Raw genomic sequence first — 25,066 nt, 5'->3', positions numbered from 1 at the left:
AAAACACCTTCTCAAGTGTTAATGCGATAGCTCATTTTTCTTTTCGGTTATCTTAGACTATATATTGGATTATGTTTATCTTTTGGTTTTTAGTATTATGTAAAAATTATTAATCTTAATCGGTTTTAATATAAGCTACTCTTATTTTCCGTAGTATACTTTTAAGTACATATCTTTTATTTCGCTCATTAATGGGTATCTTGGGTTAGCTCCTGTACACTGGTCATCAAATGCCTGTTCAGTCATTTCATCTAAAGTTTCTAGGAACTTAGCTTCATCTACACCAAATTCTTTTATAGTTTTTGGTATGTTTAATTTAGCTTTTAAGTCTTCTATTGCTTTTATTAAGTTATCAACTTTTTCTTTGTCAGTATTTCCTGTTATTCCACAGAATGATGCGAATTCTGCATATCTCTGTATTGTATCAGGGTATTTATACTGAGGGAAAGTACCCATTTTAGCTGGAGCTTCACAGCAGTTGTATTTTATTACTTCACATATTAATAATGCATTTGCTATACCATGTGGTATGTGGTGGAATGCTCCTAATTTATGTGCCATAGAGTGGCAAACACCTAAGAATGCATTTGCGAATGCCATACCTGCCATTGTTGAAGCTAAAGCCATTTTTTCTCTTGCTTCTGGATCGTGTGGTCCATCATTGTAAGCTCTTGGTAAGTAGTTGAATATTGCTTTACCTGCCTGTAATGCCATACCATCTGCTGGTTCTGTTCTTAACATTGATACGTAAGCTTCTAATGCGTGAGTTAAAGCATCTATTCCTGAAGCAGCTGTTAATCCTTTTGGCATCTGCATCATGTAATCTGCATCTATTATAGCCATGTTTGGCATTAATTCGTAGTCAGCTAGAGGATATTTTATTCCTGTATCCTGGTCTGTTATAACTGCGAATGGAGTAACTTCAGATCCTGTACCTGCTGATGTTGGTACTGCACAGAAGTAAGCTTTTTCTCCCATTTTAGGGAATGTATAAACTCTTTTTCTTATATCCATGAATCTCATTGCTAAATCCTGGAAATCTACTTCTGGATGTTCATATAATACCCACATTATCTTACCAGCATCCATTGCTGAACCTCCACCTACTGCTATTATTAGGTCTGGTTCAAATGCTCTCATTGCTTCTGCACCTTCTTTAGCACAAGCTAGAGTTGGGTCTGGAGCAACATTGTAGAATGTAGTTGTTACTATTCCCATTTCATCTAATAAATCTGTTATTGTTTTTGTGTATCCATTTTTATATAGGAATGAGTCTGTTACTATGAAAGCTCTTTTCTTATTCATTACTTCTTTGAATTCTTTCATAGCTACTCCCATACAACCTTTTTTGAAGTAAACTTTTTCTGGAGCTCTAAACCAAAGCATATTTTCTCTCCTTTCAGCTACAGTCTTGATATTGATTAAGTGTTTGATTCCTACGTTTTCAGAAACTGCGTTTCCACCCCAAGATCCACAACCTAAAGTTAGAGATGGTTTTAATTTGAAGTTGTATAAGTCACCTATACCACCCTGAGATGATGGAGAGTTTATTATTAATCTACAAGTTTTTAATGCATTAGTGAACTGATCTACTTTTTCTGGATGTCTAACTGTATCTACATATAATGCTGATGTATGTCCATATCCACCCTGTTCAACTAATCTTTCTGCTTTATATACTGCTTCGTCAAATGTTTTATATTTGTACATAGCTAAGATTGGAGAAAGTTTTTCGTGAGCGAAAGGTTCAACGAATTCTACTTCATCTACTTCTGCTATCATTATTCTTGCTGATTCTGGTACGTTTATTCCTGCCATTTTACCTATTGTACATGGTCTCTGTCCAACTATTTTAGCATTTACTGCACCAGCTTCATTAAGTATTATTTTTCTTATTTTATCTGCTTCATCTTTGTTTAGAACGTAAGCTCCTCTATATATGAATTCTTTTTTAACTTCATCGTATAATTTTTCTGGTACTATTACTGACTGTTCAGATGCACATATCATACCATTGTCAAATGATTTAGACATTATTACTGAACTTACAGCCATTTTTACGTCACAGCTTTCATCTAATATTGCTGGAACGTTACCTGCACCAACACCTATAGCTGGTTTTCCTGAAGAATAAGCTGATTTAACCATTCCAGGTCCACCTGTTGCTAATATTGTATCAGCTTCAGCCATTAATAAGTTTGTTAATTCTAGTGATGGCTCATCTATCCAAGCTACACATCCTCTTGGAGCACCTGCTTTAACAGCTGCTTCGTGAACTATTTTAGCTGCTTCTATTGTAGATTTTTTAGCTCTTGGATGAGGAGATATCATTATAGCATTTCTAGTTTTTAATGATATTAATATTTTGAATATAGCTGTTGATGTTGGGTTAGTTGTTGGTATAACTGCTCCTAAAACACCTATTGGTTCTGCTATTTTCTTAAATCCAAATGCTTTATCTTCTTCTATAACGCCACAAGTTTTATCGTTTTTATATGCGTTGTATATATATTCAGATGCAAAGTGGTTTTTTATAACCTTATCTTCAACAACACCCATTCCAGTTTCTTCGTGTGCCATTTTTGCTAGAGGTATTCTAGCCTGGTTAGCTGCTGTTGCTGCTGCTAAGAATATTTTGTCTACCTGTTCCTGATTAAGTTTAGCTAACTCTTTCTGAGCTGCTCTTACTTCTGCAAGTCTTAATTCAAAAGATTCTTTGTCTTTTACGATTTCTGGGCTTACTACTTTTTCTTCAACTTTTTTAGCTTCCTTAGTCATCTGTTTCGTCCTCCAATTGATAATTATTTTGTTAAATTTGATGTGATCATTGTTAATTTTTATCTACTTTTTAACAAAATTTTAATTATAGCTTTTTTCTATAAATCTTTGCTTTTCCAAAGCTTTTATCTTGTTTCTTTTCTTTCGATGAGTATATAATAGTTCTATTTTTATGATAAGTCAACACCTTTTTGATATTTTTTTATCATTCTTTTCTTTGAAGTTTTTCCTTATTTTAGATATTTCTGTATTTTGCAAGATGTCAATCGTTTTCCTTTTCAAATAAAAAATTTTTAAAATTTTTTACATTTTATAAAACTATTTCTTACTCAATATAGTCTAATCTATCTTTCCTAATTTTTACTTACTAGAATTATTTTCTTTGCTCTGAATTTCTCTAAATAATCGATTATTTTTTTCAATATATTTTTTAATTATTTTTTACAACTTCATTCTATATTCTATAGATTATACTGTCAATCATTATTTTTTGAATATTTTTAATAATCTTTGAATTTGTTTTTTCCTTATCTCTTTCCTATAATTTAATGATATACCTTTGTGAAATCTTATTTTTATCAATAATTAACTTTTAAATCATTTTCTACAATAGTATTTTTTATTGTAATTACTTTTAATTTTAATCTAAGTATGTCTTTAAAAAGAATTACACCTTATAATTTCATTGATATCAAATTTATAGTAAATTTTTTAGTTCTAAAAAATATTTTTATAGCAACTGTTAATAAAAAGTCACAAAAAAATCTAATTTTTTCACTTTTTGATACCATATTTTTTTGAAGAATGACAAAGAATTCAGCCTAATATGTTATAATTAATTTATGAAATTCACAAATTCAAATTACTTAAATCGAAAGGAGATTATACCGATGAGTATATTAGTTTTCGGGCATAAAAACCCAGATACAGATTCAATTTGCTCTTCTATAGCTTATGCAAACTTAAAAAGAGCTTTAGGACAGGATGCAGTAGCTTGTGCATTAGGAGAAGTTAGAAAGGAAGCAGAATACGCTCTTAACTACTTCAAAGTAGATGCTCCTAAATTAATAGATGGAGTTAAAGCTCAGGTTAAAGATCTTTGCCTAGATACAGAAAACATATTAAATGTTTCATCTTCATTATTAGAAGCTTACAACCTAATGAACAACAAAGGTGTTGAAGCTGTTCCAGTTGCAGATGCAGAAGGAAAATTCGCTGGATGTGTATCATTAAAGAAAATAGCTGAAGAATTACTTCATCAGCACTTCAAAACAATAGACACTACAATAACTAACATATGCAAAAACCTTGATGGTTCTGTAGTTGTTAATTGTTCAGAAAAAATAAGTGGTAGAGTATTCACTCTTTCATTTGATATGGAAACAGTAATGGAAACTCTTGAATCAGGAGATATAGTTATAGTTGGAAATAGATTTGAAGCTATAGAATACGCTATAGACAACAAAGCTGCTTTAATAATACTTACTTCTAACACAGAAATATCTGATGAATTAAAAGCTAAAGCAGAAAGAAATGGTGTTTCAGTAGTTACTGTTGCTGCAAACAACTACAAAACTTCAAACACAATAAACCACTGTGCTTGCATAGAATCATTAGTTGAATCTTGTGATTGTGTAGTATGTGAATGTGCTTATGCAGAAGATCTTAATCTTTGCGAAAAATGTCTTTACCCAGTTGTAAATGCTGAAGAAAAAGTTGTTGGTTTATTATCAGCTGCTGATGTAGCTAAATTACCTAAAAAAGACGTTATATTAGTTGACCACAACGAATATGGACAGAGTGCAGATGGACTTGAATCAGCTAATCTTCTTGAAATAGTTGACCATCACAAACTAGGTGGAATGAAAACAGATCTTCCTCTATCAGTAAGATTAATGCCAGTTGGATGTACTTGTACAATAATCTACAATATGTACAAAGAAAACAACGTAGAAATACCTACTGAAATAGCAGGACTTCTTCTATCAGCTATACTTTCTGATACATTAATATTCAAATCACCTACAACTACTGAATTAGATAAACAGGCTTGTGAAGACCTAGCTAAAATAGCTGGTGTTGACATGGAAAAATACGGAATGGACATGTTCAAATACGGAACTTCTCTTGACGAATTCTCAATAGAAGAAATAGTTAACATGGACTTCAAAAAATTCGATATGAGTGGTAAATCAGTTGGTATAGGTCAGGTATTCACTCTTGATATAGACTCTATATTCGCTAAACAGGATCAGTTCCTTGACTACATAAACTCTACTGATTTTGATTTATTAGTTCTTGCAGTTACTGATATAATCAAAGAAGGTTCTTACCTAATATACAAAGCTCCAGATGCTGTAATATCTGAAGCATTTAACGTTGAAGGAGCTCAGGGAGTATTCGTTGAAGGATGCGTTTCAAGAAAGAAACAGTTAGTTCCTGGACTTACTGCTGCAGTTAAAAACATGTAATTAATAATATTATATAGAAAAAGTGCTGTTACAAGAGAGTTACCAAGCTCGCATGTAACAGCACTTTTTTGTTTTATAAGACTCATTTTGGGGCGTTATAACATATAACTCCATACAGATAGGCATATTATCAACCAGCTCAGTTGTTGATTTTATGCATATAATTACTTTTACTTTTACCTTTCATGGGCTTAATCCCAGAATACCCAGTGAAAAGTTGTTTATTTGGTATTATTAGTTGAATTTCTACTACACGTATAGTATACTTTTTAAATCGATATATTAAAAGCGACAATTTCTCATTACAGTTATGACATAAATTAATATCAGGAGGTATATTAATGGATATAAACACTTATAAAATATTTGTTACTGTTGCAGAGACAAATAATATTTCATATACAGCTGAAGTCTTGGGCTATACACAGTCTGGGGTAAGCCATTCCATGAAAAGATTAGAAAAAGAACTTGGTCTTCAATTATTTATAAGAGATAGATATGGAGTACATTTAACACCTATTGGAAGAGATTTTCTCCAAAAGGTTAGAGCACTTATGTCTGAAAACGAAAAACTAGAACAGTTTATATATAACATAAAAGGACTAGAAGTAGGTTCCTTAAATATCGGTGCTCTTTCAAGTATTTCAGTAAACTGGCTACCAGATATAATAAATAACTTCAACATAGAGCATCCTAATATAACTATAAATTTAAAAGAAGGTGGTATTTCCGATTTATATAATTGGGTTTCAGAATCAAAAGTAGACTTTGCTTTTTCAAGCTTGGATATTAAAGATAACAACAGAAATTTAGAATTCTTACCAATATCTTCTGATAAGTATGTTGCAATATTGCCAAATGAATATAACACAGAAAATATGAATAATTTCCCTATTTCGAAGTTTAACGGAGAGAATTTTATAATTCCTGATCTTTCCTATGATAATAGTATATTTGAAATATTAAAAAAAGAAAATTCAAAGCCTATATTTAGATTTTCATCTCAAAATGACTATTCTATCATTTCAATGGTTGAAAATGGCTTAGGACTTAGCATATTACCTGAGCTTGCTATAAAAAGAGAAAAGGATCGACTTAAATATTTGCCCTTAGAACCCATTTACAATAGAAAATTGGGAATTTATATGAAAAAATTTAAAGACCTCTCTCCAGCTGCAAAAACATTTATATATTTTGTAGCAAGTTATTTTGACATACCATACGATAATTTAAAACTAAAATAAAAAGACAAATAAAAAGAGATTATTGTTCGCACAATAACCTCTTTTTTTATATTTCAATTTATATTAAATTCTTATAAAACTCTTGAAGATCCTTTGTATATTATACCAGCTTTAGCATCAACTGTTACTATATCGCCATCTTTAACAGTTTTAGTTATATCAGCTACTGATACAACAACTGGAGTGTTTAAGTTTAATCCAACTATTGCTGCGTGAGAAGTCATTCCACCAAATTCAGTAACTATAGCTGCTGCATCTTCTATATATCCGTTCATATCTTTATCAGTTGTTTTAGCAACTATTATATCACCTTTTTTGAAGTCTTTTATTTCTCCATTATCATTAGCTACTCTAACTCTACCTTCAACAGTACCATTTCCTATACCAACACCGTTTCCAAGTACTTCACTTATAACGTGAACTTTTATTAAGTTAGTAGTTCCGCTTACACCAACAGGTACACCAGCTGTTATTACAACTAATTCTCCGTTTTTAACGTATCCTGCTTCTATTGAAGCTTCTATAGATTTTTCTATAACTTCATCTGTATTTCCTGCTAAAGCAGATTTTATTGGATATACACCCCAAGTTAATGCAAGTCTTCTCATAACTGCTTCATTGCTTGTAGCTGCTATGATTGGAGCCTGTGGTCTGAATTTAGATACCATTTTTGCTGTATATCCTGAAGAAGTAGATGTTATTATTGCTGAAGCATTTAGGTCAACTGCAGTAGTACAAGTAGCGTGACTTATTGCATCTGTAACAGTAACATTTTTAGAACCTTTTTCTTTTAACATTCTATCGTAGTCTAAAGTTTGTTCTATTCTCTTAGCTATACTAGCCATTACTTTAACAGCTTCTACTGGGTATTTACCTGCAGCAGTTTCTCCAGAAAGCATTATTGCATCTGTACCATCGTATATAGCATTTGCAACGTCTGTAACTTCTGCTCTTGTAGGTCTTGGGTTTCTTATCATAGAATCAAGCATCTGAGTAGCTGTTATAACTGGTTTAGCTAATTCATTACATTTTTTGATTATCATTTTCTGAACTATAGGTATTTCTTCAGTTGGTATTTCAACCCCAAGGTCACCTCTGGCAACCATTATACCGTCTGAAACCTGTAGTATTTCATCTATGTTTTCAACACCTTCCTGGTTTTCTATTTTAGAAAGTATTAAAACATCTCCAGCGTTATTTTTTTCAAGTATTTCTCTTATAGCTAATACGTCAGAAGCTTTTCTAACGAATGATGCAGCTATCATATCTATACCTTCTCTTATACCAAATTCTATATCGCTTACGTCTTTTGGTGTTATAGCTGGTAAGTTTATTTTAACTCCTGGTACGTTAACACCTTTGTGGTTTTTAACTATTCCAGAGTTTTCTACTATACATTTTATGTTTCCATTTTCAACAGATTTAACTCTAAGTCCAACTAGACCATCGTCTATTAATATAGTGTCGCCTTCTTTAACGTCATCTGCTAATCCTTTGTAGCTTACTGTACATATTTCTTTTGTACCAACTACTTCGTCCATTGTTATTGTAAACTCAGATCCTTCTTCAAGAAGAACTTCTGGGTCTGCAAAGTTACCAGTTCTTATTTCTGGTCCTTTTGTATCAAGAAGTATAGCTATTGGTCTGTTTAATTCTTCTCTAACTTTTTTAACCATGTCTATTCTTCCCTTGTGTTCTTCATGAGAACCATGAGAGAAGTTGAATCTACATACATTTAATCCATTTAGTATAAGTTCTCTTAAAACTTCTTCACTCTGTGATGCAGGTCCTAGTGTACAAACTATTTTTGTTCTTTTAATATCGTTTAACATATCTTTTCTCCTTATTTAGAAAGCTTTTTCATTGATTACTAATTATATAGAAAGTACTTTTGCCATTTCGTATAATTCTCTATTGAATGTTTTTGGCATAGCTAAAGCTTCCTGTATATCTAAATCTATTATTTTATTATCTTTTATACCAACAACTCTTGAAGATTTTCCTTCAAGTAATAATTCAACTGCTCTGTATCCAAATCTACTTGCTAGTATTCTATCAAATGCAGTTGGGCTACCACCTCTCTGAACATGTCCTAAAACAGTTACTCTAACATCTGCTCCTGCCTGTTCAGTTAAAACTTTTTTAAGATCTGATGCACTACCAACTTTTTCAACACCTTCAGCCATAACTATTATGCTGTGTCTTTTTCCTCTTTTCTGAGTTGTTTTTAATCTAAGTGCTATTTCATCTAATTTAACATCTACTTCTGGAACTATTATTGTTTCAGCTCCCCCTGCTATACCTGCGTATAGAGCTAAATCTCCACAGTTTCTACCCATTACTTCGACTATATTTACTCTTTCATGAGAAGAAGAAGTATCTCTTATTTTACCTATAGCATCTATTACAGTATTCATAGCTGTATCAAATCCTATTGTGTAATCAGTATATTCTAAGTCGTTATCTATTGTTCCTGGTATACCTATTGCTGGGAATCCCATTTCGCTTAATTTTTTAGCTCCGTTGAAAGATCCGTCTCCACCTATAACAACTAAGCAATCTATTCCATATTTTTTAAGTACTTTTACCCCTAATTTTCTACCTTCTTCTGTTTTAAATTCTTCACATCTTGAAGATTTTAGCATTGTACCACCTCTGTGGATTATATCACCAACTGAAGAAAGGTTCATTTCCATTAAATCTTCTTCTAAAAGACCTTTGTAACCTCTGTTTATTCCGTATACTTTACATCCGTAGTATATAGCAGATCTTACAACTGCTCTTATTGCAGCATTCATTCCTGGAGCATCTCCACCACTTGTTAAAATACCTATTGTTTTCATTAGTCATACCTCCTAAGACTTTTTTTCTATTCTATCTAAATTTTCTCGAGGACGTTTTCCGTCCCTATATTTAAATTTTATCCCACAAGATTTAAAAAATTAAAATGTCCTTTTTCTTAAAAGTCCATTTTGTGTTATTATATCACAAAAAGCCGTTAAATTATCATTAAATTTGAATTTTATTTAGCATTATATTATAAATACATCTTAGGTGTTTACTATTTGAAATATGCTATACTATTAGTACCGTTATCAAATATTTAGGTTTACTCTTTCTCCCCAAATTTACACTATTTAAGCCATTTATGAGTAACAATAAAAAAAGGAATATTTTTTTGAAATACTCCCTTTTAATTAAAAATTATTTTGTTTTTAAAATACAATCTAGTTTTTTAGTAAGACATTTTTTCAGGAATTACCCCTCTTACTCCACCCTTAGGGTATTTTGTGTCGCCAATGTATCTCGGCATCAGATGAATATGTACATGCATTACACTCTGACCAGAGTATTCTCCTACGTTTACACCGACATTATATGCGTCTGGAGAGTATTTTTCATCTAATAATTTTTTTCCTTCGTCTACTAAATCAAATATTGCTTCTCTTTCTTCTTTTGTTAGATCAAAGAAGTTTGCTATATGTCTTTTAGGAATGAATAGCATATGTCCTTTTGTTACAGGGAATTTGTCAAATATCGCAAATGCTAAGTCGTTTTCTAGTACGTATTCTTTTAAATCGCAAAATATACAACTCATATCTTTCACCTCATCGTATCTAGTTTTATAGTATTCTTTAGTTCTAAATTCTATAGCATCTCTAATATTATCTACAAAGAATTTATTATCTTTAAATTCTTCTAATCTCCTTACTACTATTTTATCCCTATCCAATTCAAAAAATTCACTTTCACTTTTTAGCATATATTTAACCGGATTTTGTTTTGCTAATTCCACATATTCTTCTCTTCCCCATTGTGCAAATTTCTCAGTATTTTTATCAGCATACATATCTGCAGTATTTTCTTTAATTGAATAGAATGCTTTAAAACTTTTATACAAATCCTCATCAGCCACTATAGATTTTAAATTTCCATTATTATAAAATGCCAATAAAAACGGCATCTTATAACTTTTAGACATTCTTGTATTTTCTATCATCTTGATGAATCTCCAACAAAAACCTTCAATCTCTTCTTTTTCATTGCAGTCTAATTCATCTATACTCATTAAATATCCTATATAATCTTTGAAAATATTTTCTTTGCTATTTTTCTTGATTTCAATATATGTTTCAAAATCCATATTTTCAAATAATTCTACTCTGCTAGGTCTATGCCCCAACTTTTTTTTAACTTTATAATATTCGCTATCTATTATACTCATAAGCGTTACTCCTAATTATTTTTATAGTATTTTTATTTCTAATTAGATTTTATCATAAATAAACTATCTGATAACAAAAAATAAAACCACCGAAATATTGGACGTAGCTCTGGTGGTTTTATCTTTTCAGTAACTTTTAAGTTGAAGAGAAACAAGTAACCTCCTATACTCTCGTTTTCTCATCTTCTTTTATTATATCATACTGTTACTAAGATATACATATTACTACAAAACCATTTTATTTATATTCATTGTATTTTTATTTTTTAATTTCTAGAAATCATAAAAAAAATATTGTATAATCTATAATTGAACTAAAAATTAGGAGCAACTATATAGTTGTTAGAAATATAGTCAAAAATATACATATATAGACAAATATATTTTTACAAAAAAGCTCCCTACATTCATAACGAGTGTAGAGAGGCGAGAAATCGCCCAAAACTCCTTTAATTGCTGGAAGTTCCTAAAGCTAGTTAAACTACAACGTAGAATTGAAAAATATTCAAGCGTGAATGTTGCGAAAGCAAAAAAAATTAACTAGATGGCATAAGGTTAAATCCTAAGTGCTTTAATAATGGATAATCAGCAGCCAAGATCCGAACAGGATAAGGTTCAACGACTAGGCAAATGCAGTACATCACAAGCTATTGGTGGTGGAAATGGGGAGCATCTAAAAAATTAGATGGTGATATAGTCTGTGCTTAATAGAAATATTAAGAAGTTCATAAGAGAACTGATTGGAAAGTAGCGATTCCAATTGAACACTCTAAAAATATATACGGATGTATTTTAGATATAACGACCGTATTTTTTATTTATTTAAAAACTTAAAAAATATTTTATATTATTTGTATAATATAACTTCGATTTGTATATAATATAATTAGAAAGATAGATTTGTTATAGAATCGAGGTGAGGTAAATGGGAAAGACAATAACTAAAACTGTAAAACAATACTCCTATGAACTTGATGATTATGAGGTCGAAGAGTTATTAAAAATAGGAAGAGAATACAAAAATGTTAAAAACTATGTATATTCAAGATATAATGGAATAAAAAGTCTTTTAATCATTGAAAAACCTCGAAAAATCAGAGATGAATGGGTAAGTACAAAGTTTTATGAACAGTGGGATTTACCAGCTAGATATTGGAAATTAGCATTACAGGATGCAATTGGAAATATAAAATCTGGTTGGTCTAATACAAAAAATGAAATTAGGACTGCTGCTTATAATAACGAACATTTATCTACTGATGACAGATATTATATAAATTATATACTATCAGCAAATAAGCTTTATTATAACGTATTAAACAATATAAACTTTGATATTCCTAAAAAATTTGAAGGAAAAAACTTAAATATTAAATATTTGAATAACTTGATAAAAAGATACACTAGGAGATATAAAGGAAAAGTACCATATACGAATAAAATAAATTCTTTTTCAATAGACACAGGTTTGTATAGATATTCAAAAAATAACACAAATGAAAATTATATTTATATATCTTCAATGGAAACAAGAAAAAGAGTACCGATTAAATTAAGGGATTCAAATGAATACAACAAAATACTTAAAATCAAAATTATAGATAATGTATTGAGAATAAATATTCCATTAGAAGTGGAATCAAAGGAAAATACCAACGAAAATATTATAGGAATAGATAAAGGATATAGATACTTGCTTGCAACATCAAATGGAAATCTGTATGGAGAAAAATTGAATTATTATTTAAGTAAAGAAACCGAAAGATTGAATAATAAAAATGTTAATCGAAATAGATTTTTCGCACTTAGAAGAAAATACCTCGAAGAAGGTAACACTAAGAAAGCAGAGAACATACTTAAAAATAATTTGGGAAAGAAAAAATACAGAAAAAACAAAAATAAACACGATGAAAAAGTTAAATCTTATATCAATAAAAATATCAATGAATTTATAAAGTCAGAAAAGCCTAAGGAAGTTGTAATGGAAAATTTGGATTTTGTAAATTGGGATGACAGATATCCAAAATCTGTAAAAAGAAAGTTATCGAGATGGATAAAGGGCTACATAAGAGATAGACTTGAATACAAATTCAAATTAAGTAGTATTGAATTTACATACATAAATCCAGCGTATACAAGTCAAATTTGTAGTAAATGTGGAAGATTTGGTATAAGAAATGGAGATTCATTTGTTTGTGATAATTGTGGAGAAATTCATGTAGATATAAATGCAAGTAAAAATATTTTAGAGAGAAAATATGATAAAAAAATAAAGATGTTTACAAGTTATAAGAAAGTTAAGGAAATACTAGAAAGTAGAATTGCTGATACAAAGTAAAAAGATAGATTAAAAGTATATTTTATTTAATCACAAATATATTTTGTATTTATTCAACAGTTGATAAATAGAGGGTATGTTTTATCGGTGACGGGGGTTAGATAAAATGCTTTAAATAAATAAAAAATACGGTTGTGGGATAATCGAGATAGAAATTTTATCGAGATAACTGGCTCAACCAAGACTTAAAACTATCAAAAGATAGAATAAGAGCGAAATATCTAAAATGAGTACATTTGTATATATTTTTAGAACCAGGTGGACGAATGGAAAAAAACTTTACACATCTTCATGTACATACAGAGTATAGTTTGCTAGACGGATTTTCTAGGGTAAAGACTCTTGTAAAAAGGGCTAAGGAGAAAGGGATGACTGCCGTTGCAATAACTGACCATGGATGTATGTTTGGAGCGATAGATTTTTACAAGGCTGCAAAAGCTGAGGGAATAAAGCCTATAATTGGATGTGAAGTATATACAGCACCGAGAAAGCTTACAGATAAAGATCCTAACTACGATAAGCATCAAGGTCATCTAGTGCTTTTGGCAAAAGATATGGTAGGTTATAAAAACCTTATAAAAATTGTATCTAAGTCGTATGTAGATGGTTTCTACTATAAGCCTAGAACGGATATGGATGAGCTTAAAAAGCACAGCCAAGGATTGATAGCACTTTCTGCTTGTCTTGCAGGTGATGTTCCGAGAGCGATTATGAACGGAAATTACGACAAAGCTAGAAAATTAGCTATGGAGTATAGGGACATATTTGGAAATGGAAACTACTACCTAGAAATACAAGACCATGGACTACCAGAGCAGAAACAGGTAAACACAGAAGTAGTTAGACTATCAAGAGAATTAAATATTCCACTAGTTGCGACAAATGATGTGCATTATGTGGATAAAGACGACGCAAAAATTCAGGATATACTTATGTGTCTTCAGATGCAGAAGACTATAGATGACGAAAATAGAATGAAATTCCCTAGCGACGAATTCTACTTAAAGAGTAGAGAAGAGATGGAGCAATTATTCCCAGAGCTAGAGGAAGCTTTAGATAATACAAATGAAATTGCGGAGAGATGTAATGTAGAATTTGAATTCCACAAATATCATCTTCCAAGATACGATGTTCCAGAGGGATACACTACTAATGGATACTTTAGAGAACTTTGCCAAAAAGGACTTGTAGAAAGATATGGAGAAGATTGTCCTGAGGAATACAAAGAAAGACTTGAGTATGAGTTAAATACAATAGAAAATATGGGGTATGTAGAGTACTTCCTTATAGTTTGGGACTTTATAAACTTTGCAAAACAGAACAATATAATGGTCGGTCCTGGTAGAGGGAGTGCTGCAGGTTCTATAGTTGCATACACTTTAAAGATAACAGATATAGACCCAATGAAGTACAGCCTACTGTTTGAAAGATTTTTAAATCCAGAGAGGGTATCGATGCCCGATATAGATATCGACTTCTGCTACGAAAGACGTGAAGAAGTTATAGACTATGTAAAAAGAAAATACGGAGAAGACCATGTTGCACAGATAATAACATTTGGTACAATGGGGGCTAAAATAGCGATAAGAGATGTTGCCAGAGTTTTAAATGTTTCTTATAACAAAGCAGATCAAATAGCTAAGGAAATACCTTTCGAGCTAGGTATGACTATAGACAAGGCTATGGACAGCAATCCTACACTTGTAGAACTTTATGAGTCTGATGCAGAGGCTAGAGAAGTTATAGATATCTCTAAAAGATTAGAAGGTACTCTAAGACACGCATCTACACATGCAGCAGGTGTTGTTATAGCCAGAAACCCTGTAGATGAGTACGTACCACTTTACAAACATCAGGACTCTATAACTACTCAGTTTACAATGACTACACTTGAAGAACTAGGACTTCTAAAAATGGACTTCTTAGGACTTAGAACTCTGACAGTTATCAGAGATGCGCTAGACTTAATAGAATTAAACAGAGATATAAAAGGATATACAGAGCATATAGATTTTTCAAAAATGGAATACGATGACGATGAAGTATTTGAAACATTATCTCAAGGAAATACACTTGGTGTATTCCAGCTAGAAAGTTCTGGTATGAGAAACTTCATGAAGCAGCTAAAACCAAATAGCTTTGAAGATATAGTAGCGGGTATATCTCTATTCAGACCGGGTCCAATGGACTCAATTCCGACATATATAGAAAACAAAAACAACCCAGAAAAAGTAACATACATAAATGATAAACTAAGACCTATACTAGAGGTAACATATGGGTGTCTAGTATATCAGGAACAGGTTATGCAGGTTGTTAGGGATCTTGCTGGATATAGCTATGGTCGAAGTGACTTAGTTAGAAGAGCAATGAGTAAGAAGAAAATGGACGTCATGGAAGAGGAAAGACAGTACTTCATACATGGAAAATTTGACGATGAAGGAAATATAGAAATTCCTGGATGTATAAGAAATGGAATATCAGAAGAAGATGCAAATAAAATTTTCGACGATATGATAGACTTCGCAAGATATGCCTTTAATAAATCTCATGCGGCTGCGTACGGTGTTTTAGCATATGAAACAGCATACTTAAAAGTGCACTATCCGGTCGAGTTTATGGCGGCTCTTATGACTAGTATAATGGGCAACTCAGACAAAGTTGTCGAGTATATTAGAGAATGTAATGCAATAGGAATACCTGTTAATCCACCAGATATAAATAAGAGTTTTTCAAAATTCTCTGTTGAGGGCGATAGTATAAGATTTGGGCTTGCTGCGGTTAAAAACGTAGGGGTAAATATAATCGAAAATATTGTAAAAGAAAGAGAAGAAAACGGAGAATTCAAAGACTTTGTAGACTTCGCAAAAAGACTTGATACAAAAGATACAAATAAAAGAGTAGTTGAAAGTCTTATCAAATGTGGTGCATTTGACCAAATTAGCGAAAATAGGGCTACACTTATGGCTGGATATGAGTCAGTTCTGGAAAGTATATCTATGGATAGAAAGAAAAATGTTCAGGGACAGATTTCTCTATTTGACGCATTTTCTACACAGGTTGAGGAAGCACCAGAGATGCAACTTTCTACAAACCTGCCTGTTGTAAGGGAGTTTAGCGAAAAAGAAAGACTTAACATGGAAAAAGAAGTGCTGGGAATGTATCTTAGCGGACATCCATTATCAGAATATAAATCAGAGCTAGATAGAAAAACTAGCATAAATATGAAAAAGATAAACGAATTAAAAGAGGATGAAAAAACATACATGAAGCTTCACGATAGAGAAGTAATCATGGGTGGAATGGTAATCGCCAAGAGAATAATGACTACTAAGAGAAATGAAATAATGGCGTTTATCACACTAGAAGATCTATATGGAACTATAGAGGTTGTAGTGTTCCCTCAGACTCTTAAAAAATTCAACATACTACTAAACGATGACAGCATAATACTGATAAAAGGTGCGATAAGTATTGACGATGATGAGGCAAAATTAATCGCTCGAGATATAAAAGATATCAATGAAGAATATCGGTTTAATAGTGAAAAAATTTCATTTGACACAAGAAGTAATTCAAACAAACCTAAAAATAAACAGATGAATGTGAGAATAGATACTGTAGGCGATGAAGAGTTACTTATGAAAGTATTTACGATAACTAGAAAATATCCAGGTAGAGACAGACTAGTATTATTGCCTAAAGATCAAAATATTGATATGAGTAAACCTATAACGTACAAAGTTCCTGGAATGTATATAAATGCAGATGAAGAATTAAAGAAAGAGCTGGGAAGTTTAGTCGGTAAATTAAATATAGAAATTGAAGAAATATAGTTTGAGTTATCTTGATAATATAAAATATATTAAATTCGAAAAAAATAAATATTATATAGAAAAAACCACCTTTATATAAAGGTGGTTTTTTCTACAGATTGATTATTTTAAATTAGAGGATAATTTAAAATATCTTTAAAGTGGTTAGTTAGTAAATTAAAATTTTAGAATCTTAATTTATGTTATATTAGGTATTGAGTTCATATATATTATATTAAAAAAAAAACAATCTGTAAACACCACAAAATGTAATTTGAATGTAATAAAACAAAGTATAATAGAAAAAAACTATTTATAATCAAAAAAAAACCTTTTATTTAGCTAAATAATAAATATACCAAAAAATAACAATCGTTTTCCTTTTAAAAATAATGTTTTTTTATTAACGATATTTTTTTGTTATATAAATAATAAATTTACTTCATCATAAAAGATAATAATGTAATAAAAATAAATGAATAGTTGATAAAAATTATGTTAAAATAAATAAATTGATTGAAAAATAAATATAATAAAGTTGTATAAAGAAAAAAGTAGCTTAATAATATAAGGCAGTAAAAAACGAATAAATTAAAAAAAGTGTTAGTTTTTTTGCACAAAAAAGAACATAGCCATAGCATAATTGTATAGATAAAAATGCTATGGCTATATTTTATTGACATAAAAATATTTTTCTTATTATATATTTACGATTGCCATACTCACGATTGTAAGAGCGGCAGCAAGTTTTTCTTTTTTGCTAAGTCTTTCCTTGAATATTAGATAACTCATGAACATTATAAACACTATACCACCAGCGCTGAATATTGGATAAACAACAGCAGCTTCAAGTGTTTTTAGAGCATCTATAAGGAAGAATGAAGAGAACATATTTGGAATACCAACCCCGATACCAACTAAGCAGCTAGTAAGGTTGAATCCTTCTTTTCTATTCTTAAATAGCATACCTAAACTGAATATTGTAGCAGATATGAATACTATTAGTAGGAAGAAGTTTTTATACTCTACTAATGCGTATTTCTGGAATACTTTATTCATAAAATCTGCGCATCCATAAAATATGAATAAAATTATTAGAATCGGTTTGAAATCTGATTCTTTTAAGTTTGTAGGATTTACATTTATTATCAGTATAGATGCAAAAGATAATATTATTCCCACCCATTTTATTGGAGAAGGCATTTCATTCCATAAGAATATTGAAAATATCATAGGTACTAGGATACCCATTTTCCCAAACATACCTGAGATTGAAGGTCCGCACTCGTTTATACTTTTCTGATAAATTACGAAACCTATAAAGAATAAAAATCCTGTTATAATTCCAAGTAGTATTGAAGCCCCGAAGCTTCCTTCTGGTGTAAGAGTCCCAGAAAAGTTTGCCATTGTTTTGGCCATTATTCCGTCAAATGATGCTGGTACATTTAGACCAGACTTTGCAAGTGCTATTGCTGATATTACAGTAGCTGTTAAGTAGTTGAAAGTGGTAACTAGGGCTCTGTTACATTCTTTTGATTCACTGTATTTGAATATTAGAGCTATAGAACCACTGCATACTATTGCTAGTAATAGATAAAACATAAAAGTTTACCTGGTTCTAAAAATATATACAAATGTACTCATTTTAGATATTTCGCTCTTATTCTATCTTTTGATAGTTTTAAGTCTTGGTTGAGCCAGTTATCTCGATAAAATTTCTATCTCGATTATCCCACAACCGTATTTTTTATTTATTTAAAGCATTTTATCTAACCCCCGTCACCGATAAAACATACCCTCTATTTATCAACTGTTGAATAAATACAAAATATATTTGTGATTAAATAAAATATACTTTTAATCTATCTTTTTACTTTGTATCAGCAATTCTACTTTCTAGTATTTCCTTAACTTTCTTATAACTTGTAAACATCTTTATTTTTTTATCATATTTTCTCTCTAAAATATTTTTACTTGCATTTATATCTACATGAATTTCTCCACAATTATCACAAACAAATGAATCTCCATTTCTTATACCAAATCTTCCACATTTACTACAAATTTGACTTGTATACGCTGGATTTATGTATGTAAATTCAATACTACTTAATTTGAATTTGTATTCAAGTCTATCTCTTATGTAGCCCTTTATCCATCTCGATAACTTTCTTTTTACAGATTTTGGATATCTGTCATCCCAATTTACAAAATCCAAATTTTCCATTACAACTTCCTTAGGCTTTTCTGACTTTATAAATTCATTGATATTTTTATTGATATAAGATTTAACTTTTTCATCGTGTTTATTTTTGTTTTTTCTGTATTTTTTCTTTCCCAAATTATTTTTAAGTATGTTCTCTGCTTTCTTAGTGTTACCTTCTTCGAGGTATTTTCTTCTAAGTGCGAAAAATCTATTTCGATTAACATTTTTATTATTCAATCTTTCGGTTTCTTTACTTAAATAATAATTCAATTTTTCTCCATACAGATTTCCATTTGATGTTGCAAGCAAGTATCTATATCCTTTATCTATTCCTATAATATTTTCGTTGGTATTTTCCTTTGATTCCACTTCTAATGGAATATTTATTCTCAATACATTATCTATAATTTTGATTTTAAGTATTTTGTTGTATTCATTTGAATCCCTTAATTTAATCGGTACTCTTTTTCTTGTTTCCATTGAAGATATATAAATATAATTTTCATTTGTGTTATTTTTTGAATATCTATACAAACCTGTGTCTATTGAAAAAGAATTTATTTTATTCGTATATGGTACTTTTCCTTTATATCTCCTAGTGTATCTTTTTATCAAGTTATTCAAATATTTAATATTTAAGTTTTTTCCTTCAAATTTTTTAGGAATATCAAAGTTTATATTGTTTAATACGTTATAATAAAGCTTATTTGCTGATAGTATATAATTTATATAATATCTGTCATCAGTAGATAAATGTTCGTTATTATAAGCAGCAGTCCTAATTTCATTTTTTGTATTAGACCAACCAGATTTTATATTTCCAATTGCATCCTGTAATGCTAATTTCCAATATCTAGCTGGTAAATCCCACTGTTCATAAAACTTTGTACTTACCCATTCATCTCTGATTTTTCGAGGTTTTTCAATGATTAAAAGACTTTTTATTCCATTATATCTTGAATATACATAGTTTTTAACATTTTTGTATTCTCTTCCTATTTTTAATAACTCTTCGACCTCATAATCATCAAGTTCATAGGAGTATTGTTTTACAGTTTTAGTTATTGTCTTTCCCATTTACCTCACCTCGATTCTATAACAAATCTATCTTTCTAATTATATTATATACAAATCGAAGTTATATTATACAAATAATATAAAATATTTTTTAAGTTTTTAAATAAATAAAAAATACGGTCGTTATATCTAAAATACATCCGTATATATTTTTAGAGTGTTCAATTGGAATCGCTACTTTCCAATCAGTTCTCAGAATAGATAAATTAAAATACGATTTTTAATTTTATTCACGAACTTCTTAATATTTCTATTAAGCACAGACTATATCACCATCTATTTTTTTAGATGCTCCCCATTTCCACCACCAATAGCTTGTGATGTACGGCATTTGCCTAGTCGTTGAACCTTATCCTGTTCGGATCTTGGCTGCTGATTATCCATTATTAAAGCACTTAGGATTTAACCTTATGCCATCTAGTTAATTTTTTCTACTTTCGCAACATTCACGCTTGAATATTTTCAATTCTACGTTGTAGTTTAACTAGCTTTAGGAACTTCCAGCAATTAAAGGAGTTTTGGGCGATTTCTCGCCTCTCTACACTCGTTATGAATGTAGGGAGCTTTTTGTAAAAATATATTTGTCTAAATATGTATATTTTTGACTATATTTTTAACAACTATATAGTTGCTCCTATTTTGTATTATATTTCTATTATAATTTATTTTTTCTATTTTGTTACAAATTTTATTTAAAAAAGAGACTTCCCAATTTATAGAAAAGTCTCCTATTTTTATTCTATATTGTATTTTTCTCTTAGATTATCTGCTATTTCCTGTATTCTCTTTAATCTGTAGTTTACTCCAGATTTTCCAACAGGAGGATTTAGCATCTCTCCAAGCTCTTTTAACGTAAGCTCCTCATTTTCCACTCTTAGAAGTGCTATCTGCTGTAGATTTTCAGGCAATTTTTTTATACCTATTGTTTCTTCTATTATTCTAATATTTTCAACCTGTTTCACCGCTGCATTGACAGCCTTTGTTAGATTGGCTGTTTCACAATTCACTATTCTGTTTACGTTATTTCTCATCTCTTTTACTATTTTTACGTTCTGAAGTTTTAAAAGAGCACTGTGAGCACCTATAAGGCTAAGTAAATCCGATATCTGCTCACTTTCTTTTATATAAACAACATAATTATTCTTTCTAGCTACAATTTTGCTATTAAAATCGAAGCTGTTTATCAAATCTCTAAGAGACTGCGCAAACTCCATATTATTAGTTACAAATTCAAGATGATAATTTTTTTCAGGATCGCTAATCGAGCCACCACCTAGAAAAGCACCTCTTATAAATGCTCTCTTTTGTTCTTCCGTTGCGATTAACTCTTCTGCAATATCATTTTTAGGGAAAAAACCTTCTCCTTTTTCTAAAACACCTAGCTCTTTTAAAAGTTTTTCTGCTCCCATATCGCTTTTAACAGTTAAAACATAGCTGTTGTTTCTTTTAAGCATCTGGTTTTTATTTACAGCGATAGTAGTGTTGATATTAAAATCATGTTTTAAAAGCTTAAACACTTTTCTTGCTATCGAGTTGAGCTCTGTTATTATCTTTAGATTCATCTTTTTAAATCCAGCTATCTGTATACTTCCAGAAAGTCTAACTATGCCCGCAAGCTCAGCTAAATTTACAGCCTGATTATCAGAATCTATTCTCGTTAGTTCGTTTTTAGTTTCCGCTGAAAATGACATTTCTATCTACCACCTACTGCCTTTATTTTTTCATTTACTATTTATTTAATTTTTTCTTAATTTCCACTAGAGCTACTTTTATGATTTCTTTTTCATCGTCGTATCTAGCCATTTCAACAACTCTGTCTATATGCACAAACTTAGCATCTACAAATCCCTCTTCCTTCTGAGGAATTGTATCCATACTTCTAGCAGTCATTAAATACCAAAATACAGTCTTATGAACTGTTTTGTTTTCGTCCCAATTTTCTTTGAAAGTATAGTGTATTTCTCCAAGATATTTATCTATATCCGCCTTTACTCCCGTTTCTTCTCCTACTTCTCTTAATGCCGCTTGTTCATGGCTCTCCCCTTTTTCAACTTTCCCTTTTGGGAGTACCCAATCTCCATTAAATTTTCTAAGTAGAAGAACAGCATTTCCAAACAGTACAACACCGCCGGCACTTACCTCTTCTCTCATTCTATTCACTCCTTAAACTGTTACATATTTCTCTCTTCAGAAACTATCTGCATAATTACCTTAGAAACACCTTTTGCATCGTGTCTTATGTAATTATTTTTTATTTCAATAAGATCTGCTTCAATTACTTTTATTCCTAGCTTTTCAAAGCTTTTTTTCTGATGGTTATCTAAAAGGACTTGTTCAGCCCCATCTTTATTATAACGCATAAAAACGTCCTCTTGCAGTATTTCCTTGTTCGCAATTACATAATCTAAAATATTCTCTCCTGCATGTTCTATTATAGCATTTGCATGGTCGAATAAATTGTAATTTTCTGTTTCGCCAGGCTGCGTCATAACATTTCCCACATATACTTTAGGTGCATCTGAATTTTTTATAGCATCAACTACCCCGTCTACTAAAAGGTTTGGTATTACACTAGTGTAAAGACTTCCAGGACCCATAACTATTATATCCGCATTATTTATAGCGTATATTACCTCTTTAAGAGGTTTTATATGTGGATGGTCAAGTCTTAGTCTTTTTATATTTGTCTTATCACTTTTACAAACCATAGGAATAGCAGATTCTCCTTCTATAACCTTTCCATTTTCAAGCTCTGCTACTAGGTTTACATCCTCTAATGTAACCGGATAAACTTTACCAGTTATCGCAAAGATCTCTCCCAGTTTAGATACAGCTGTTTCAAAATTTCCATAAAGTCCAGTCATCGCAGCCAAGAATAAGTTTCCAAAGCTTTGTCCTTTTAATCCGCCCTCTTCAAATCTATACTGCATTACCTCGTTCATAGTAGGCTCTATATTTGCAAGAGCTAAAAGGCAGTTTCTTATATCTCCTGGTGGAAGCATACCAAGGTCTTCTCTTAAAACCCCAGATCCACCTCCATCATCGGCTACAGTAACTACCGCAGTTATATTGTTAGTGTAGTACTTAAGACCTCTTAAAAAGACAGACTGCCCTGTTCCTCCACCTATAACTACTACCTTTGGATTTCTTTCTTCTAATTCTCTTTCCCTTATTTGATTTTCGATTTTTGCTTTTCTAGCTTTTATATAAAGTACAATTGCTGCACCGAGAGCAATCCACCCTATTACACCGACTATATTATTTAAGTAATCCATAAGATGCCCCCATAATTAACCGAGCATAGAGTCTCTATGTTTCTTAATCACTCTATATCCTTTTTTATAAAGTTCATCGTATAGCATATTTGCTATAGTTACAGATCTATGTCTTCCTCCAGTGCATCCTACACCTATAACAAGATGCTGTTTACCCTCTTCTAAATACTGTGGAATTAAGAATCCAACAAAATCAAATAACTTTTCTACAAATTCCTCACTTACCTGAGAGTTCATAACATACTCTCTAACCTCTTTAAAGTCTCCAGTTTTTGGTCTTAGACTTTCATCGTAGTAAGGGTTTGGTAAAAATCTTACGTCGAATACAAGGTCTGCATCCTTAGGTATTCCATACTTAAATCCAAAAGAAACTACAGATATAGTCATGTTAGGAGTATCTTCCTCCTGTCCATCTTTGTATATCTTAGAAATTTCTTCTTTTAAATCCTTTGGTTTCATATTTGAAGTATCTAATATACAAGTTGCATATTTCTTAAAGGGCTCCATTATCTGTCTTTCTATTTTTATTCCTTCTGGAATCTGCATATTTTTTGATAATGGGTGATTTCTTCTAGTCATTTTATATCTTTTTAGAAGTACATCATCTTCGCAATCAAGGTATAACACTTCAAATTTATAGTTTGCTTTTTCAAGGTAGTCAAGACTTTCGTGAAGTGCTTCAAAGAATCTTCTACCTCTTATATCTACTCCTAGAGCAACTTTCTCTATATTAGAGTTTCCCTGGAAGCATATTTCTGCAAATTTTGTTATTAATGCTGGTGGCATATTATCTACACAGTAGAACCCCATATCCTCCAATGCTTTCATTGTTTCACTTTTTCCAGATCCTGATAAACCTGTTACTATAACAAATTTCATACAAACTGCCCCCTTTATTCCATTATATTTTCTACTCGTTTAATATCTATTCCAGAATTTTTCACTGTTTCTAGTCCTAGTGAAAAGTTTCCAACCATAAATGGCTTGTGTGCATCTGAGCCAATCATAAGTCTGTTTTCATATTTTGCTATCTGTTTTAGCTGCTCAGCATTTAAGTGTGCATGAGAGCTATTTATTTCTAGAATAATGTTTCTCTTTTTCGCTTCTTCAGCAATTTCTTCTATGTATACATCTCCCTTGTCACCAGGGTGAGTAATCATAAATATATCGTTGTTTTTCATTGCATTAACTATCGCATCTGTGTTGTATCTTGTAGACCGTTTTGTCTTTAAAAGGAAGTTATCTCCATGGTTTAAAAGGCATCTAAGTGAAGTAGGCTCTGATGCAAAGTGATATCCTGCTAGCACATAGTCTAACTGCTCTCTTATCTTGTCATCCATATCTATTGTCCCTTTATTGTCTAGAATATTACATTCTATACCGAGAAGAATTTCGATTTCTTTATATTTTTCATTTAATCTATCTATTTCTTCTCTCATTTCAAATATACTATCTCTATTTAATCCATATAATAAATGTCTATAACTATGGTCTGATATCCCTATAGTTTTAAGACCTTTTTTAATTGCCTCCTGCACATTTTCCTCTATAGTTCCTATAGCATGTTTTCTTTTCCCATTTTTACCATTGCTGTATATGGTATGAGTATGGTAGTCTGCTATAATTTTCATATTATC

15 protein-coding genes are annotated in these 25,066 nt (G+C 30.9%); 4 read left to right on the top strand and 11 right to left on the bottom strand.

Annotated elements, in window-relative coordinates:
* Positions 1–141 precede the first annotated feature (141 nt).
* The gene (gene adhE / locus KGNDJEFE_RS02320) at positions 142–2,778 is read right to left on the bottom strand and encodes a bifunctional acetaldehyde-CoA/alcohol dehydrogenase (RefSeq protein ID WP_006439598.1); all 2,637 of its coding nucleotides are present in this window, start codon (positions 2,776–2,778) and stop codon (positions 142–144) included.
* 890 nt (positions 2,779–3,668) lie between these two features.
* Here adhE and KGNDJEFE_RS02315 point away from each other — a divergent pair.
* A complete protein-coding gene (locus KGNDJEFE_RS02315; RefSeq protein ID WP_006439596.1) occupies positions 3,669–5,249 on the top strand; it encodes a putative manganese-dependent inorganic diphosphatase in 1,581 nt (526 codons plus the stop codon).
* A 341-nt stretch (positions 5,250–5,590) separates the two neighbouring features.
* Positions 5,591–6,493: a LysR family transcriptional regulator gene (locus KGNDJEFE_RS02310; protein WP_006439594.1), complete on the top strand. Its 903-nt coding sequence runs from the start codon at positions 5,591–5,593 to the stop codon at positions 6,491–6,493.
* 71 nt (positions 6,494–6,564) lie between these two features.
* Here the strand turns inward: KGNDJEFE_RS02310 and pyk are convergent, their stop codons facing one another.
* From pyk to KGNDJEFE_RS11970, 3 genes are all read right to left on the bottom strand, one after another.
* Entirely contained in the window at positions 6,565–8,325 is a 1,761-nt protein-coding gene (gene pyk, locus KGNDJEFE_RS02305) for a pyruvate kinase (RefSeq protein WP_006439593.1), read from the bottom strand.
* A gap of 42 nt (positions 8,326–8,367) precedes the next feature.
* Positions 8,368–9,336 (bottom strand): 6-phosphofructokinase, encoded by a 969-nt coding sequence (gene pfkA / locus KGNDJEFE_RS02300; protein ID WP_006439592.1) that lies wholly within the window; start codon positions 9,334–9,336, stop codon positions 8,368–8,370.
* 392 nt (positions 9,337–9,728) lie between these two features.
* On the bottom strand, positions 9,729–10,718 hold the full coding sequence (locus KGNDJEFE_RS11970; protein WP_006439591.1) for an HIT family protein: 990 nt from the start codon (positions 10,716–10,718) through the stop codon (positions 9,729–9,731).
* Positions 10,719–11,643: 925 nt separating this feature from the next.
* On the opposite strand from KGNDJEFE_RS11970, the gene KGNDJEFE_RS02290 reads away from it, so the two are divergent.
* Positions 11,644–13,056 (top strand): RNA-guided endonuclease TnpB family protein, encoded by a 1,413-nt coding sequence (locus KGNDJEFE_RS02290; RefSeq protein ID WP_148881774.1) that lies wholly within the window; start codon positions 11,644–11,646, stop codon positions 13,054–13,056.
* A 266-nt stretch (positions 13,057–13,322) separates the two neighbouring features.
* Positions 13,323–16,892, top strand: coding sequence for a DNA polymerase III subunit alpha (locus KGNDJEFE_RS02285; protein ID WP_040410341.1), 3,570 nt, complete (start codon positions 13,323–13,325; stop codon positions 16,890–16,892).
* Between the two features lie 678 nt (positions 16,893–17,570).
* On the opposite strand, the gene KGNDJEFE_RS02280 is transcribed toward KGNDJEFE_RS02285, so the two are convergent.
* From KGNDJEFE_RS02280 to KGNDJEFE_RS02250, 7 genes are all read right to left on the bottom strand, one after another.
* Complete coding sequence (locus KGNDJEFE_RS02280; protein WP_006439589.1) at positions 17,571–18,473, bottom strand: SMR family transporter; 903 nt, start codon at positions 18,471–18,473, stop codon at positions 17,571–17,573.
* A gap of 268 nt (positions 18,474–18,741) precedes the next feature.
* Entirely contained in the window at positions 18,742–20,154 is a 1,413-nt protein-coding gene (locus tag KGNDJEFE_RS02275; protein WP_148881774.1) for an RNA-guided endonuclease TnpB family protein, read from the bottom strand.
* Positions 20,155–20,888: 734 nt separating this feature from the next.
* A complete protein-coding gene (gene whiA / locus KGNDJEFE_RS02270) occupies positions 20,889–21,845 on the bottom strand; it encodes a DNA-binding protein WhiA (RefSeq protein WP_006439588.1) in 957 nt (318 codons plus the stop codon).
* Positions 21,846–21,882: 37 nt separating this feature from the next.
* On the bottom strand, positions 21,883–22,305 hold the full coding sequence (locus KGNDJEFE_RS02265; RefSeq protein ID WP_006439587.1) for an NUDIX hydrolase: 423 nt from the start codon (positions 22,303–22,305) through the stop codon (positions 21,883–21,885).
* 20 nt (positions 22,306–22,325) lie between these two features.
* The gene (locus KGNDJEFE_RS02260) at positions 22,326–23,429 is read right to left on the bottom strand and encodes a gluconeogenesis morphogenetic factor MgfK (protein ID WP_006439586.1); all 1,104 of its coding nucleotides are present in this window, start codon (positions 23,427–23,429) and stop codon (positions 22,326–22,328) included.
* A gap of 15 nt (positions 23,430–23,444) precedes the next feature.
* On the bottom strand, positions 23,445–24,308 hold the full coding sequence (gene rapZ, locus KGNDJEFE_RS02255) for an RNase adapter RapZ (protein ID WP_006439585.1): 864 nt from the start codon (positions 24,306–24,308) through the stop codon (positions 23,445–23,447).
* Between the two features lie 14 nt (positions 24,309–24,322).
* Positions 24,323–25,060 (bottom strand): PHP domain-containing protein, encoded by a 738-nt coding sequence (locus tag KGNDJEFE_RS02250; RefSeq protein ID WP_006439584.1) that lies wholly within the window; start codon positions 25,058–25,060, stop codon positions 24,323–24,325.
* Positions 25,061–25,066: the final 6 nt, after the last annotated feature.

Source organism: Peptacetobacter hiranonis (assembly GCF_008151785.1).
In the GTDB taxonomy this organism is placed as follows: Bacteria; Bacillota; Clostridia; order Peptostreptococcales; family Peptostreptococcaceae; genus Peptacetobacter; species Peptacetobacter hiranonis.
Note: the sequence above shows the minus strand (reverse complement) of the source record. Positions and strands in the feature narration are given on the sequence as shown.

Bases quoted from the DNA above. Each gene is read 5' to 3' on its own strand.
- KGNDJEFE_RS02280 (WP_006439589.1), bottom strand. From the start codon at position 18,473: ATGTTTTATCTATTACTAGCAATAGTATGCAGTGGTTCTATAGCTCTA.
- pfkA (WP_006439592.1), bottom strand. From the start codon at position 9,336: ATGAAAACAATAGGTATTTTAACAAGTGGTGGAGATGCTCCAGGAATG.
- KGNDJEFE_RS02260 (WP_006439586.1), bottom strand. From the start codon at position 23,429: ATGGATTACTTAAATAATATAGTCGGTGTAATAGGGTGGATTGCTCTC.
- KGNDJEFE_RS02285 (WP_040410341.1), top strand. From the start codon at position 13,323: ATGGAAAAAAACTTTACACATCTTCATGTACATACAGAGTATAGTTTG.
- KGNDJEFE_RS02315 (WP_006439596.1), top strand. From the start codon at position 3,669: ATGAGTATATTAGTTTTCGGGCATAAAAACCCAGATACAGATTCAATT.
- whiA (WP_006439588.1), bottom strand. From the start codon at position 21,845: ATGTCATTTTCAGCGGAAACTAAAAACGAACTAACGAGAATAGATTCT.
- KGNDJEFE_RS02310 (WP_006439594.1), top strand. From the start codon at position 5,591: ATGGATATAAACACTTATAAAATATTTGTTACTGTTGCAGAGACAAAT.
- pyk (WP_006439593.1), bottom strand. From the start codon at position 8,325: ATGTTAAACGATATTAAAAGAACAAAAATAGTTTGTACACTAGGACCT.
- KGNDJEFE_RS02290 (WP_148881774.1), top strand. From the start codon at position 11,644: ATGGGAAAGACAATAACTAAAACTGTAAAACAATACTCCTATGAACTT.
- adhE (WP_006439598.1), bottom strand. From the start codon at position 2,778: ATGACTAAGGAAGCTAAAAAAGTTGAAGAAAAAGTAGTAAGCCCAGAA.
- KGNDJEFE_RS11970 (WP_006439591.1), bottom strand. From the start codon at position 10,718: ATGAGTATAATAGATAGCGAATATTATAAAGTTAAAAAAAAGTTGGGG.
- KGNDJEFE_RS02265 (WP_006439587.1), bottom strand. From the start codon at position 22,305: ATGAGAGAAGAGGTAAGTGCCGGCGGTGTTGTACTGTTTGGAAATGCT.
- KGNDJEFE_RS02275 (WP_148881774.1), bottom strand. From the start codon at position 20,154: ATGGGAAAGACAATAACTAAAACTGTAAAACAATACTCCTATGAACTT.
- rapZ (WP_006439585.1), bottom strand. From the start codon at position 24,308: ATGAAATTTGTTATAGTAACAGGTTTATCAGGATCTGGAAAAAGTGAA.
- KGNDJEFE_RS02250 (WP_006439584.1), bottom strand. From the start codon at position 25,060: ATGAAAATTATAGCAGACTACCATACTCATACCATATACAGCAATGGT.